Annotated in this window: 12 protein-coding genes and 1 pseudogene; 8 read left to right on the top strand and 5 right to left on the bottom strand. The window is 69.3% G+C overall.

Annotated features, from left to right (window positions below; all coding sequences use genetic code 11):
• Window positions 1-82 precede the first annotated feature (82 nt).
• The 3 genes and pseudogenes from C0R66_RS10060 (at window position 83) to C0R66_RS10070 (ending at window position 2,810) form a co-directional block, all read left to right on the top strand.
• Complete coding sequence (locus tag C0R66_RS10060) at window positions 83-676, top strand: TetR family transcriptional regulator (RefSeq protein WP_101524579.1); 594 nt, start codon at window positions 83-85, stop codon at window positions 674-676.
• 152 nt (window positions 677-828) lie between these two features.
• Window positions 829-1,827, top strand: a complete 999-nt coding sequence (locus C0R66_RS10065; RefSeq protein ID WP_101524580.1) for an IS481 family transposase — start codon at window positions 829-831, stop codon at window positions 1,825-1,827.
• 46 nt (window positions 1,828-1,873) lie between these two features.
• Window positions 1,874-2,810: pseudogene (locus C0R66_RS10070) on the top strand (IS5 family transposase).
• A gap of 1 nt (window position 2,811) precedes the next feature.
• Here the strand turns inward: C0R66_RS10070 and C0R66_RS10075 are convergent.
• Complete coding sequence (locus C0R66_RS10075) at window positions 2,812-3,342, bottom strand: hypothetical protein (RefSeq protein WP_158647986.1); 531 nt, start codon at window positions 3,340-3,342, stop codon at window positions 2,812-2,814.
• A gap of 580 nt (window positions 3,343-3,922) precedes the next feature.
• Between C0R66_RS10075 and C0R66_RS10080 the strand changes: the two genes are divergently transcribed.
• From C0R66_RS10080 to C0R66_RS10090, 3 genes are read left to right on the top strand one after another with little or no spacing between them, the layout of a single operon-like run.
• Window positions 3,923-4,891 (top strand): peptidoglycan-binding domain-containing protein, encoded by a 969-nt coding sequence (locus C0R66_RS10080; RefSeq protein WP_158647987.1) that lies wholly within the window; start codon window positions 3,923-3,925, stop codon window positions 4,889-4,891.
• Complete coding sequence (locus tag C0R66_RS10085) at window positions 4,888-5,529, top strand: ABC transporter ATP-binding protein (RefSeq protein ID WP_101524583.1); 642 nt, start codon at window positions 4,888-4,890, stop codon at window positions 5,527-5,529. The genes C0R66_RS10080 and C0R66_RS10085 overlap by 4 nt, the downstream gene beginning before the upstream one ends.
• Entirely contained in the window at window positions 5,526-6,653 is a 1,128-nt protein-coding gene (locus C0R66_RS10090) for an FtsX-like permease family protein (RefSeq protein WP_101524584.1), read from the top strand. Before C0R66_RS10085 ends, C0R66_RS10090 begins: the two co-directional genes overlap by 4 nt.
• 50 nt (window positions 6,654-6,703) lie before the next feature.
• Here the strand turns inward: C0R66_RS10090 and C0R66_RS10095 are convergent, their stop codons facing one another.
• Window positions 6,704-7,675 (bottom strand): NAD(P)/FAD-dependent oxidoreductase, encoded by a 972-nt coding sequence (locus tag C0R66_RS10095; RefSeq protein ID WP_240311694.1) that lies wholly within the window; start codon window positions 7,673-7,675, stop codon window positions 6,704-6,706.
• A 132-nt stretch (window positions 7,676-7,807) separates the two neighbouring features.
• Between C0R66_RS10095 and C0R66_RS10100 the strand changes: the two genes are divergently transcribed.
• Window positions 7,808-8,476: an ion channel gene (locus C0R66_RS10100; protein ID WP_101524586.1), complete on the top strand. Its 669-nt coding sequence runs from the start codon at window positions 7,808-7,810 to the stop codon at window positions 8,474-8,476.
• A gap of 43 nt (window positions 8,477-8,519) precedes the next feature.
• Here C0R66_RS10100 and C0R66_RS10105 read toward each other — a convergent pair whose 3' ends face one another.
• Together C0R66_RS10105 and uvrB are read right to left on the bottom strand one after the other, a co-directional pair.
• A complete protein-coding gene (locus tag C0R66_RS10105) occupies window positions 8,520-8,885 on the bottom strand; it encodes an MmcQ/YjbR family DNA-binding protein (RefSeq protein ID WP_101524587.1) in 366 nt (121 codons plus the stop codon).
• Window positions 8,886-8,942: 57 nt separating this feature from the next.
• Entirely contained in the window at window positions 8,943-11,075 is a 2,133-nt protein-coding gene (uvrB, locus tag C0R66_RS10110) for an excinuclease ABC subunit UvrB (RefSeq protein ID WP_101524588.1), read from the bottom strand.
• Between the two features lie 82 nt (window positions 11,076-11,157).
• Between uvrB and C0R66_RS10115 the strand changes: the two genes are divergently transcribed.
• Window positions 11,158-12,414, top strand: coding sequence for a phospholipase D-like domain-containing protein (locus C0R66_RS10115; RefSeq protein WP_101524589.1), 1,257 nt, complete (start codon window positions 11,158-11,160; stop codon window positions 12,412-12,414).
• Between the two features lie 5 nt (window positions 12,415-12,419).
• On the opposite strand, the gene C0R66_RS10120 is transcribed toward C0R66_RS10115, so the two are convergent.
• A complete protein-coding gene (locus C0R66_RS10120; RefSeq protein WP_240311693.1) occupies window positions 12,420-13,349 on the bottom strand; it encodes a DNA-3-methyladenine glycosylase family protein in 930 nt (309 codons plus the stop codon).
• Window positions 13,350-13,362: the final 13 nt, after the last annotated feature.

A 13,362-nucleotide genomic window follows, 5' to 3' on the forward strand; every position in this document is an offset into this window, starting at 1 on the left:
GTTCCACATCGGCGCAGTCGGAAGGGACACAGGACCCGGCCAGCGGCCCTGCGAGCACGGCCACAGGAGGGCACGGTTGAGCATGTCATCGTCACTGCCCCCACGCCCAGTGCCCGAGGCCCGGCGGCAGCGCGAGCAGCGGATCCTCGACGTCGCCACCTCGCTGGCCTCCCAGGGCGGCTTCGAGGCGGTGCAGATGCGCACGGTCGCCGACCAGGCCGACGTCGCTCTGGGCACGCTCTACCGCTACTTCCCCTCCAAGATCCACCTGCTGGTCTCGGCGCTGCGCCAGGAGCTCCATCGTGCCGAGGCCACCCTGGCGGAGTCCGCCCCGATCGGCGCCACCGCCGCCGACCGGGTGGTGCAGGTGCTGCGCACCGCCGGCCGGCGGATGCGCCACGACCAGCACCTCACCGAGGCACTGGTCCGCGCGTTCATGTTCGCCGACTCCTCCGCGGCCTCCGAGATCGTCGACGTGGAGGAGCTGCTGACCACCATGGTGGCCCGGGCCATGCACCCCGAGCAGGAGGCCCCCGGCGAGGACTCGCTCGCCGTCGCCAAGGTGATCATCGACGTGTGGCTCGCCGCTCTCATCGCGTGGGTGACCGGACGCAGCACGCTGGAGGAAGCCGGAGAGCACATGCGGCGCGCGGTGACGCTGGTGCTCCGCGACTGATCCGGCCCGCGCCGCGGGCTGGGTGGACCAGGCCTCGTTGTGATGTCCAGGGAGGTTGTCCCGCCACACGGCGGTGAGTCGGTCTGACAGGTGAAGGCCTCCGGTTGTGGAGTGGAGCTGTCTAGTTCACCGCTCCCAACCCGGAGGCCTTCGTGTCCCACGCTAACGCCGCCCTGACCCCCCGCGCCCGCTTACGCCTTGCCCGGCTCGTCGTCGAGGAGCACTGGACCTATGCCGAGGCGGCCAAGATGTTCATGGTCTCTCCTCGTACCGCGAAGAAGTGGGCCGACCGGTTCCGCCGAGAGGGCCCGACTGGAATGGTCGATCGCAGCTCCCGTCCGCACACCAGCCCCACCAAGGCCCCGCCGAACGTGGTGCGCGAGATCGTGCGGCTGCGGTGGCGTCACCGACTGGGCCCGGTCCAGATCGCCGGCCGACTTGGGATGCAGGCCTCGAGCGTGCACGCGGTGCTGGTCCGCTGCCGGATCAATCGGCTCTCCCACATCGACCGGATCACCGGAGAACCGCTCCGGCGCTACGAACACGCCTACGCCGGTTCGTTGATCCACGTCGACGTCACCAAGTTCGGCGACATCCCCGACGGCGGCGGACACAGGTTCTTGACCCGTCAGCAGAGCCGAGCCAATGGCATCGCCACCGCACAGCGCACTGGCGACCGTGGCAAGCACTACCGGCCACTGATCGGGACAGCTTTCGTACACACCGTCATCGATGACCGCTCCCGCGTCGCGTACGCCGAGATCCACGCCGACGAGAAGGCCGCTACCGCGATCGGGGTCCTCGAGCGAGCCGTGGCCTGGTTCGCCGACCACGGCGTCACCGTTGAACGTGTGCTGTCCGACAACGGCGCGGCCTACCGGTCCTACGCCTGGCGCGATGCCTGCTCCGAGCTCGGGATCACTCCGAAACGCACCCGTCCCTACCGCCCACAGACCAACGGCAAGATCGAACGCTTCCACCGCACCCTGGGCGACGGCTGGGCGTACGCCCGGCTCTACACCTCAACCGACCAACGCAACGAAGCCCTGCCCGACTGGCTGCACTTCTACAATCACCACCGCGTCCACTCAGCCATCGGGGCCCGACCACCGATCAGCCGACTGACCAACGTGCCTGGACATCACACCTAGGGCGTGTCTCCCTAGTCCAGGCGTGGCGGGTTGATTTGCTTCGGTCATGTCTCGTGAACGGGTCCTGACCGACGCTCAGTGGGAGCGGATCGCACCGCTGATGCCGTCTACGGACGGTGTGAAGTCACGACCGTTTCGCGAGCACCGGCAGGTCGTCGAGGGCGTGATCTACCGGTTCCGCACCGGCATCGCCTGGCGCGACCTGCCTTCCTCGTTCGGACCCTGGCAGACCGTGTGGAAGCGACACCACCGGTTCTCCACCGATGGCACCTGGGACAAGATCCACGCCCGTCTCCTCGCCGAGGCCGACGCCGCCGGCAAGCTGGACTGGATGGTCAGCGTCGACTCCACGATCAACCGCGCTCATCAACACGCCACCAACACCACCCGGGTCGAGCAACCCACCGGGGACTCCCGAGCAGCACGCGAGGCACGAGCCGCGGCCCGCACAGGGGGCTGAGTCGAGTTACAAGAACCCCTGGATCGAGCCACCCGATCACGCCATCGGTCGCTCTCGTGGGGGCTTGTCGACCAAGATCCACCAGCTCGTCGACGGCCGCGGGCGGCCCCTGGTCATCGCCCTGACCGCGGGCCAGGCCGGTGACTCCACGATGCTCAAGCCGCTCCTGGCCCAGCTCGCCGTCGCCCGACTCGGGCCAGGCCGGCCACGGACCCGACCCGACGCCGTGCTCGCGGACAAGGCCTACTCCTCCCGCGGCACCCGCACCATGCTCCGCGACCGCGGGATCACCGCGGTGATCCCTCAACCCTCCGATCAGGTCGCGCACCGCAAGCGGCGTGGTCCCGCGGGCGGACGACCGCCCGCCTTCGACGCCACGGCCTACAAGGGCCGCAACGTCGTAGAACGGTCCTTCAACGACCACAAGCAATGGCGCGGCATCGCCACCCGCTACGACAAACTCGCCACCGTCTACCGAGGAGCCGTCGTCCTACGCGCCATCACCATCTGGCAGGCAACTTAGGTCAGGGTTGCGGTTGCGGGCACTCCTGGTTCACTCGCTCCCACTCAGATGGGTCGTCAATTAGGTCGCTGACTTCTCCATGTGGCATCCAGTTGAGTGCTGTGTCCCAGGATTTCACCCAAGACTCCCGAGAGGGCGGCTCGCTGATTTCGTAGCCCAGTTCCTCCAGGCAGGTCGCGGTGGCGAGGTAGTCATCGAAATGAGCCCGCACCTGAGCATCGGTAAGTTCCTCGAACTTAGGATTACCGACCGCCTGTCCGCACTTCTCCATGTGCGAGTTCCATGCGTCGTACTGCTCAGGCGGTAGGTCGACAGAGTCGAAGTTACCCTGTTCTTCGTTGACCTTGACGGCGAAGCCGCCGTCCTCCATGCACCCTGCGTAGGCGTAGAGCCACTCTCTCTTGGTCCCGTCGAAGATCGGTCGCGTCTCTTCCTCCGACGACGACGAGGAAGAGGCGGGAGTCGGCGGAGGAAGAGCTTCGAGGTCAGTCTCGGTCTCCTCGCCCGCGCAGCCAGCCGTGAGCGCTGCCATAGCGACCAACATCGCTGCGAGCGATCGAGAACTGCGCTGCCACGCTCGGCGAGAACGAAGGATCATCCGCCCACGCAGCCGGTGCTGACGTACTGCAGGCCGACCTCGCCGTATGCCCACCATGAACCTCCCCCCGGGCTTCCCGCGAATGTCTTGTGCTCGACCCAGCCGGTCGAAGAGCCGAGCAACTTGTTTGCCCCGCCGGGAGGTCGCTGCTCCGCCGTGCCCTTGTGCTCTGCTTGGACCCAGCCGTAGCCGTTCGTGGGGTTGCAGGATCGATTGCCACTCTGGGACACCGCATTGGCTGGCACGGCTGCAACAGCCACTAGCCCGATTGTCGCTCCAGCAACGATGATCTTTCGTCGGTGCACGATTCCCCCGTGGATTTAGTGGAGTATGAGCATGCGTGCGGCGGGGGCGGCCGTCAAGGGTCGAGAACACGCACGGGCTTGGACGGAGATGACGCCATGGGCGGGGGCTACACGTGGGCCGAGTGAGGACGGTTGCGCTTTGGGCAGCCGGGGCCGCAGCGGTCGCCGCCCTGGGTTGGGGAGCGGGTCGAGCAACGCTTGCTCCGCCGGTGGTGGATCTGCCCGATGCCGAGCCGGTGACGTACACGGTTGACAAGGGCAGGGTGGAGCGGGGTTTTGACTTCGGCGCCACCGCCGAGTGGCAGGTGGTGCGGAGGGCGACCAACGCCGCCAGCGGAACCGTGACGGGCGTCCTCGTCAGGCCGGGGAGCAGCGTGCGGAGCGGGGACGCCCTCTATCGCGTTGACGAGCGGCCGGTGTTCGTGGCTTCAGGTGCTGTGCCGCAGTACCGGGACTTGTCCGCGGGGGACGTGGGTCAGGATGTCCGTCAGCTTCAGCAACTGCTCACCGATCGTGGGTACCTCAGCTCGACTCCGTCGGGGACGTTCGGCACGGCCACTGAGTCGGCGGTGCGAGCATGGCAACGAGCCAGCGGGGTCCGCGAGACGGGTGTGGTCCCCCGGGGCGATCTTCTCTTCGTCGAACGGCTGCCTGCCCGCGTGAGACTGGCAGGGTCGATCACCGTGGGCGCGCAACTCTCCCCGGGCGCCGAGGCGGTGCACGTGCTCGCCGCCTCGCCGCGCTTCACCATGACGCTGTCAGATGAGCAGCTGGACTCCGTGCCGCCGAACGCGCGGGTGCGTGTCAGCACCGGCGGCCAGACCTGGAAGGCCCAGGTTGCCTCGCTCCAAGCCGGTGAGCCGGGTGAAACCACCCTGGTGCTGCGAGGCGCCCGAGGAGGCGAGGTGTGCGGTGCCCAGTGCGACCGGTACATCGGCACCCACGGACCGCAGCGGTTGCGCGCGACCGTGGTGGTCGTGCCCCGCACGTCCGGTCCGATGGTTCCCGCGGCGGCGATCCAATCCGACGTGAACGGCGGGCTCTTCGTGACCGACACCTCCGGGGAGCAGCGACCCGTCGAGGTGCTGGCCGCGGACGGCGGTCAGGCAATCGTGGACGGCTTGGAGATTGGTACAGAGATCCTGCTGTTCGGGCAGGCCGAGGCGCAGAGCGGATGATCCGCGTCGAGGAGCTGAGCTTCGGGTACCGCGCTGGAGGCGATCGGGTGTTCGAGGGGCTGACGCACTCGTTCCCGTCCGGAGCGATCACGGCGGTGACCGGGCCCTCCGGCGGGGGGAAGTCGACGTTGCTCTACCTCATCGCGTTGATGCTGCGTGCCCGGGAGGGTGTCATCTTCTACGGCGACCGTGAGGTGACCCCCCTTTCCGATGCCGACCGCACCCAGGTCCGCAGCGCGAGCGTGGGATTCGTCTTCCAGGACGCGATGCTCGATCTGTCCCGGTCGGTGCTGGACAACGTCCTCGAGGGAGCCCTGTACGCCGGCATCACCCGCACGGACGCCGCCACACGGGCCTACGGACTCCTCGAGCGTCTGGAGGTCAGTCATCGCGCCGATCACCGGCCCGGCGAGATCTCCGGGGGCCAGGCACAGCGCGTCGCCGTCTGCCGGGCCCTGGTCAAGCAGCCGCCCGTCATCATCGGCGACGAGCCCACCGGCAACCTCGACGCGGACACCACCGAGGTCGTCTGGCAGGCGTTCATCGACGCTGCCGCGGAGGGCGCGACCGTCATCGTGGCCACGCACGATGAGGCGCTCGCGGAACGCGCCGACGCAAGACTGACGGTCGGCACATGAGGGGAGCCGACGTTGCACCTGGCCGGCCAGGCGTCCGCGCGCTGCTCGGGGAAGGGTGGCAGATCTTCCGTGCCCAACCCCTGGTCTCGGTCGTCACCGCATTTATCACAGCCGCGGTCTGCCTGTCGGTCTTCGTCACCGCCGGCCGTGCCGCTGCGGCCGAGGCCGCCGTGGTCAGTCAAGTCGACGGAGCCGGCGCCCGCACCATCCGGTTCTCCGACCCCTCCGGGGAGGCGGGCCTGACCGCCATGGGGGTGCAGCACGTTGCCGAGCTTCCCGGCGTCGACTGGATGCTGGCCATCGGGGACACCGTCGACGTGCGCAACAGCGCCATGCCCCAGGTCGGCCGACCCGTTCCCAGCGCAGCCCTCTTCAGCGAGCTTCCACCCTCGGTCCGGCTCACCGCCGGCCGCGCGCCTCGCCTCGAGGAAGCGATCGCAGGCACCGACGCCATGACCGCCCTCGGTCTGGCCGATCGGACCGGCGGCGTGCGCGGACAACTCTTCGACGGCCCCGTCGTCGGCACCTTCGACGCGGCTTCCCCGGTGACAGAGCTCCAGCAGAGCGTCCTGATCCGCACCGTCCCAAGCGACGACCGCCTGATGCGAGAGGTCTACGTCGTTGCCGAGACCGTCGCCGACGTACGCACCCTCGAACGGGCGATCCCCACCATGCTCCACATGACCGACCCAAGCCAGCTGCGCATCGACTCTCCCGCGGTGCTCGTCGACCTCCAGGAGGTGCTCCGCGGCGAGCTCGGCGACAGTGGCCGACAGCTCATGCTCCTGGCCCTGGCCAGCGGCCTGGTTCTCATCGCGGTCAGCCTCTACGGCGCGACCGCAGCGCGCAAACGCGACTTCGGCCGCCGCCGCGCGCTCGGAGCAACCCGCTCCGCTCTCGTCGTACTGGTGCTGCTCCCTACCGGGCTCGGCGCCCTCGCAGGCGTCACGCTAGGTACCGGGTTCGGGGTGGCCATGGTGAACGCCACCCAAGGCACCGTCCCAGGGATCGCGTTCATCCTCGGGGTCCCCACCCTGACGCTGCTCACCGCCCTCCTGGCCGCAGTCCCGCCTGCAACCATCGCCGCAGCACAAGACCCGGTACGCATCCTCCGAGTGCCATAGCCTCGGATCCACCGATCGGCTAGGTGGATCCGAGGCTTAGGAGACACGCCCTAGTCCTCGCTGGAGTGTCCCGGGAAGACGTGCGCTGCCGGGTCCACCACCACGGCCGCGTTGTTCACCGCGGTCGCGGCCTCCCCGAACCCCACCGCGATCAGCCGCACCTTGCCGGGATACTCGGTGATGTCCCCGGCCGCGAAGACCCGCTCCACGCTGGTCCGCATCGACGAGTCCACGACCACGTGCCGCTTGCTGGTCTCCAGACCCCACGTCTGCAGGGGACCGAGGTCGGCGACGAAGCCGAGCGCGGCCACCACCGCCTGACAGGGATGCGTCGTCGGCTCCTGTCCGTCCACGGTGATCTCGACCTCCTCCAACAGGGACTGCCCGCGCAGTGCGGTGACCTGGGCACGGGTGAGGATCCTGACGCTGGAGGCGCGCACCTGCTCCACGGTCCGGGCGTGGGCCCGGAAGGCGTCACGCCGGTGCACCAGGGTGACCGAGCTGGCGACGGGCTCGAGGTGGTGTGCCCAGTCGAAGGCGCTGTCGCCGCCGCCGACGATCACCACGTCCTTGTCCCGGTAGGGCTCGAACGAGGGGACGAAGAACTCCATGCCTCGACCGAGCCACTCCTCGCCCGCAGGCAGGGGCCGGGGACTGAACTTTCCGATGCCGGCGGTCACCAGCACAGCGCCAGCCCGCACCGTGGTGCCGTCATCGAGGCCCACCACGACCCGGTCGCCGTCCATCACCAGGTCCGTAGCAGTCCGCTCCAGCAGGTACGTCGGCTTCGCCGTCGCCGCCTGGGCCACCAGGCCGGAGACCAGGTCACGACCCTTGACGCCGGGGAACCCGGCCACGTCGAGGATCTGCTTCTCCGGATACATCGCGGTGATCTGGCCACCCAGCTCCGGGAGCGAGTCGACCACCGTGACCCGCAGGCCGCGGAACCCGGCGTAGTAGGTGGCGAAGAGCCCAGTGGGCCCGGCACCGATGACGAGGAGGTCGGTCTCGACGGCAGTCACGACGCTAGGTATAGCACCTGCCAGACGCCGGTGTGACGTCGGCCACTCCCGCACCGGGTCGGGCGGCGCGCTGCGCGGCACGCCATCGGGCGGGTGAGGGGCTAAGGTCTGGCGCATGGGAGAGCACCGCTGATGGCGGCCATGGTCCGCCTGATGCGCACCCACCCCTCGGGTGGACTCCTGTTGGCTCAGCTCGCTGCGGTGCTCGGCTACCCGTTCCTGGACCACACCACCTGGGGCCGCGCCGTGATCGGCGTGGTGAACATGCTCGTGGTGCTCGCCGCCGTCTACGCCGTACGTCGGACCCCGGCCTTCAGCTGGGTAACAGTGGTGGTCGGGGTCCCGGCGGTGATCTTCACCGTGCTCGAGGCCAACTTCCCCACCCATGACGGGATCGTGCTCACCTCGGCACTGCTCCATGCACCGTTCTACTTCTACGTCTCCTACGCCATGGTCCGCTACCTCTACGAGGACGACCAAGTCAGCCAGGACGAGCTGTTCGCCACCGGAGCCGCCTTCACCGTGGTGGCCTGGGGGTTCGCCTACGTCTTCGCCGCGGTCCAGGTGCTCTGGCCGGGATCCTTCATGGGTGCCGGCGGCGAGGACGAGCTCGCCTGGTTCGAGCTGCTCTTCCTCTCCTTCACCAACCTCACCAGTGTGGGCCTCTCGGACGTCCTGCCGGTGCTCGACCACGCCCGGTCGGTGGTGATGGTCCAGCAGGTCGTCGGCGTGCTGTACATCGCGCTCGTGGTGGCCCGCCTCGTCGGCCTCACCGCCGCGCGCGCCCGACGCACCCCCTGAGGACCCGGCACAGCCGCCTGCCCCCGCACAGCCGCGGCCGGCGTCAGTCGTCCCAGCCCGCGGGCCGGGCCCCGCGGGGCAGCCGGGAGACCACGAGACGGTAGGACTCGTCCACCGCGTCGAGCAGCTCCTCGTCGCTGATCGCGCCGGAGAAGTCGAGGTCGTTCCAGCCGGACCGTCCGATGTAGGCCATCGGCCGGGCCGCGTCCGGGAAACGCTGGAGCCACTCGTCCGCGGCCTCGCGGCTCAGACCACCCTTGATCCCGACGTTGTCGCTGCGCAGGAACACGAAGATCTTGGCCCGCTCCCCCTCCCCCACCTTGAAGACAGGGTGCTCGTGGGCCCACGGCTTGTCGGCCCAGGCCCCGGGCTTGGCGGCGCAGTGGGCGCGCATCGTCTCGACGTCCATGCCGTTCGACTCCCCGTGCTCAGCCCCGGCGGTCCGCTGCCTGCTGCGGCGCCGGGCTCACCTGGTGGCCTCCATCATCTGGCGCAGCTCCTTCTTGAGGTCCCCGATCTCGTCCCGCAGCCGCGCGGCCACCTCGAACTGCAGCTCCGCCGCCGCGCCCTTCATCTGGTCGGTGAGCTGCTGGATGAGCTCGGCCAGGTCGCTGGAGGGAATGCCGGCGGTGTCCGGGGCACGCTGGTGCAGCTCGGCCGTCTTCATCTTCGACAGGCCCGGCACCGGAGCCTTCTTCGACTTGTCCCCGCGCGCACCGGTGCCCTGCCAGGTCGCCAGCAGCTCGGCGGTGTTCTCGTCCTCGCGGGCGAGCATCTCGGTGATGTCGGCGATCTTCTTGCGCAGCGGCTGCGGGTCCAAGCCCCGCTCCTTGTTGTAGGCCACCTGCTTGGCGCGCCGCCGGTTGGTCTCGTCGATCGCCGACTCCATCGACCGGGTCACCTTGTCGGCATACATGTGCACCTGGCCCGAGACGTTGCGGGCCGCGCGGCCGATGGTCTGGATCAGCGACTTGTCCGAGCGCAGGAAGCCCTCCTTGTCGGCGTCCAGGATGGCGACCAGGGACACCTCGGGGAGGTCCAGGCCCTCGCGCAGCAGGTTGATGCCGACCAGCACGTCGTACTCACCCAGGCGCAGCTCGCGCAGCAGCTCGATGCGGCGCAGGGTGTCCACCTCGGAGTGCAGGTACCTGGTGCGGATGCCGGCGTCGAGGAGGTAGTCGGTCAGGTCCTCCGACATCTTCTTCGTCAGCGTGGTGACCAGGACGCGCTCGTTCTTCTCCGCGCGCAGCCGAATCTCGTGGATCAGGTCGTCGATCTGGCCCTTGGTGGGCTTCACGATGACCTCCGGGTCGATCAGGCCGGTGGGCCGGATGATCTGCTCGACGGCGTTCTCGGCGCCGCCGACCTTGTCCAGCTCGTAGTTGCCGGGGGTGGCGGAGAGGTAGACGGTCTGGCCGATCCGGTCCAGGAACTCCTCCCACTTCAGCGGCCGGTTGTCCATCGCGCTGGGCAGCCGGAAGCCGTGGTCGACCAGGTTGCGCTTGCGGGACATGTCGCCCTCGTACATGCCGCCGATCTGGGGCACCGCGACGTGTGACTCGTCCACCACGAGCACGAAGTCCTCGGGGAAGTAGTCGAGCAGGCAGTTGGGGGCGGACCCGGGAGCACGTCCGTCGATGTGCATCGAGTAGTTCTCGATGCCTGAGCACGAGCCCACCTGGCGCATCATCTCGACGTCGTAGGTGGTGCGCATCCGCAGCCGCTGCGCCTCGAGCAGCTTGCCCTGGCGCTCGAAGTTGGCCAGCTGGTCCTCCAGCTCGTGCTCGATGCCGGCGATGGCGCGCTCCATGCGCTCGGGTCCGGCGACGTAGTGGGTGGCCGGGAAGACGTAGGTCTCCTTGTCCTCGGTGATGACCTCGCCGGTGACCGGGTGCAGGGTCATCAGCCGCTCGATCTCGTCTCCGAAGAACTCCACGCGGACCGCGTGCTCCTCGTAGACCGGGAAGATCTCCAGGGTGTCGCCACGGACCCGGAAGGTGCCCCGGGTGAAGGACATGTCGTTGCGGGTGTACTGGATGTTGACCAGCTGGCGCAGCAGCTGGTCGCGGTCCCGCTCGTCGCCGACCTTGAGCCGCAGCATCCGGTCGACGTACTCCTGCGGGGTGCCCAGGCCGTAGATGCAGGAGACCGTGGAGACCACGATCACGTCGCGCCGCGTCAGCAGCGAGTTGGTCGCGGAGTGGCGCAGCCGCTCCACCTCCTCGTTGATGGAGGAGTCCTTCTCGATGTAGGTGTCGGTCTGGGGGACGTAGGCCTCGGGCTGGTAGTAGTCGTAGTAGGAGACGAAGTACTCCACGGCGTTGTCCGGGAAGAGCTGGCGCAGCTCGTTGGCGAACTGCGCGGCCAGGGTCTTGTTGGGCTGGAGCACGAGCAGGGGTCGCTGGACCTGCTCGGCCACCCAGGCCACCGTGGCGGTCTTGCCGGTGCCGGTGGCGCCCAGCAGCACCACGTCCGGCACCCCGGCCTTGATCCGACTGGTGATCTCGGCGATCGCGGCGGGCTGGTCCCCGGCCGGCTGGTAGTCGGAGACCACGTGGAACGGCGCCACCCGGCGCTCGAGATCGGTCACTGGACGCATACCACGAGCCTACGCGGCGCCACCGACAGTCCTGGGCGGCGTGCGTGCCGGGGTGCCGGAGATGCCTCGCTAGGGTGAGCGGGTGAGCAGCCCCACTTTCGCAGACCGAGTCCTTCGGCACGCGCGTGCAGCGGTGCTGACCCTGGTCGGCACCCCGTTCCTCGTGGCGATCGGCCTCACCCTCGTCGACTCCTACCGCAGGCGGGGCAAGAAGCCCAAGCCGTTCCCGCGGGCCGCGCCGAGCACGGTGACGGTTGGCGACGGCACGGTCACCACCTACACCTACGGCCAGGACCTGTACGACGCCATGCTGGCCGCGATCGACGGGGCCCGGCACCAGATCCTCTTCGAGACCTACATCTGGAAGTCCGACGAGGTGGGCGAGGCGTTCAAGCGCGCGCTGGCCGCCGCCGCGGACCGCGGGGTGGAGGTCTACTGCATCTACGACGCGTTCGCCAACCTGGTCGTCTCCCCCAGGTTCAAGCGGTTCCCCCGCAACCTCAAGGTGCTGCGCTACCCGGTCTACAACGCCGGCATCAAGTTCTGGGCGCTGAGCCGCTACGGGCGGGACCACCGCAAGATCCTGGTGGTGGACGAGGAGGTGGGCTTCGTCGGCGGCTACAACATCGGCTCCGCCTACGCCACCGAGTGGCGAGACACCCACATCCGGATCACCGGGCCGGCCGTGTGGGACCTGAAGCGGGCGTTCGCCGACTTCTGGAACCTGCACCGCCGGCACCGCCTGCGACCCAGCGAGCGGCCCCTGCTGCTGGGCACCAACTCCACCTGGGAGCCGCGGATCCGGCTCTCACGCAACATCCCCCGGCTCTGGATGTTCCCGATCCGCTCGATGTACCTCGAGGCAATCGACCGCGCCACCCGCAACATCTGGATGACGCACGCCTACTTCATCCCCGACCAGGACTTCGTCGACGCACTCAAGCGGGCCGCGCAGCGCGGCGTCGACGTCCGCATCCTGCTGCCCCTGAAGTCCAACCACATCGTGGCCGACTGGATCTCCCGCGGCTACTTCTCCCAGCTGCTCTCGGCCGGGGTCCGGATCCTGCGCTACCGGGACGCGATGGTGCACGCGAAGACCTCCACCATCGACGGCAACTGGACCACGGTGGGCACCGCCAACGTGGACCGGCTCAGCCTGACCGGCAACTACGAGATCAACGTGGAGCTGATCGACGAGGAGATGGCCCGGCTGATGGAGGAGCTCTTCGCCCTCGACGAGAGCAACTGTCTCGAGCTCACCAGCGGCGAGTGGGAGGCCCGGGACCTGCACCGCAAGTTCACCGAGTTCGTCCTCGGTCCCCTGCGCCCGCTGCTCTGAGCGGGTCAGCGCGTGACCCTGCGCGCCGGCAGGTGGGTCCGCGGCGCCATCCGGGGTCCGTGCCGGGGACGGTGGCCGCGCGAGGCCATCAGGGCCGCCACGACGCGACCGCGGTGCCCGCGCCAGGGCTCGAGGAACTCCGCCAGCTGCTCGTCGGTGAACGGGGTCCCGGTCACGGCCCAGCCGACGTCCTTGGCCACGTGGAAGTCTCCGAAGCTGACGGCGTCCGGGTCGCCCAGCACCCGCGCCCGGACCTCCGCGCTGGTCCAGACCCCGATGCCGGGCAGGGTGCGCAGCTTGCGGTCCACCACCTCGGCCGGGGAGCGGGTGAGCCGCTCGAGGGAGTCTGCGACCCGGGCGGCCTGGACCAGCGCGCGCGAGCGGGCCGGGTCGACGGGCAGCGCGAGCCAGTCCCAGGACGGGATCGCGCGCAGCACCTCGGCCGAGGGCTGCACCCACAGGTCCACCTCGGCCGGACCCGGTGCCGGCTCGCCGAAGCGGCGGACCAGTCGCCGGAAGCCGGCGAAGGCCTCCTGTCCGGTGACCTTCTGCTCGATGATCGAGGGCACCAGCGACTCCATCAGCAGCCCGGTGCGCGAGAGCCGCCAGTGCGGCCTGAGACGCAGCCCCTCGATCACCGCCGGGTGACGCGGCTCGAAGCCGCTCGGGTCGTCCTCGGCGCCCAGCAGCGCCGGCAACGCGTCCAGGGCCCACTCGGCTCCCGGTCCCCAGGCCCGCGCACGCACCTCGCCGCCGCCGTCCAGGGCGGACACGGCGAGCGTGGCCACACCGGTCGGCGCGCGCAGTGCCCGCCAGGTGGTGGTGCCGACCACCCGCAGGGTCGGGTCGCCGCCCCCGCGGCGGTGCTGACCGAGCACCGACTGCACGGGGCAGGGCCAGGCGGGGCGCCAGGTGCGCTCCAGAGCTGCGGTCACCCCTCGACGGTAC

This window comes from Nocardioides houyundeii, from assembly GCF_002865585.1.
Taxonomy (GTDB): domain Bacteria; phylum Actinomycetota; class Actinomycetes; order Propionibacteriales; family Nocardioidaceae; genus Nocardioides; species Nocardioides houyundeii.

Coding starts and splice junctions, on each gene's coding strand:
- uvrB (WP_101524588.1), bottom strand. CDS start 11,075: ATGCGTCCAGTGACCGATCTCGAGCGCCGGGTGGCGCCGTTCCACGTG.
- C0R66_RS10100 (WP_101524586.1), top strand. CDS start 7,808: ATGGCGGCCATGGTCCGCCTGATGCGCACCCACCCCTCGGGTGGACTC.
- C0R66_RS10090 (WP_101524584.1), top strand. CDS start 5,526: ATGAGGGGAGCCGACGTTGCACCTGGCCGGCCAGGCGTCCGCGCGCTG.
- C0R66_RS10085 (WP_101524583.1), top strand. CDS start 4,888: ATGATCCGCGTCGAGGAGCTGAGCTTCGGGTACCGCGCTGGAGGCGAT.
- C0R66_RS10075 (WP_158647986.1), bottom strand. CDS start 3,342: ATGGCAGCGCTCACGGCTGGCTGCGCGGGCGAGGAGACCGAGACTGAC.
- C0R66_RS10060 (WP_101524579.1), top strand. CDS start 83: ATGTCATCGTCACTGCCCCCACGCCCAGTGCCCGAGGCCCGGCGGCAG.
- C0R66_RS10105 (WP_101524587.1), bottom strand. CDS start 8,885: ATGGACGTCGAGACGATGCGCGCCCACTGCGCCGCCAAGCCCGGGGCC.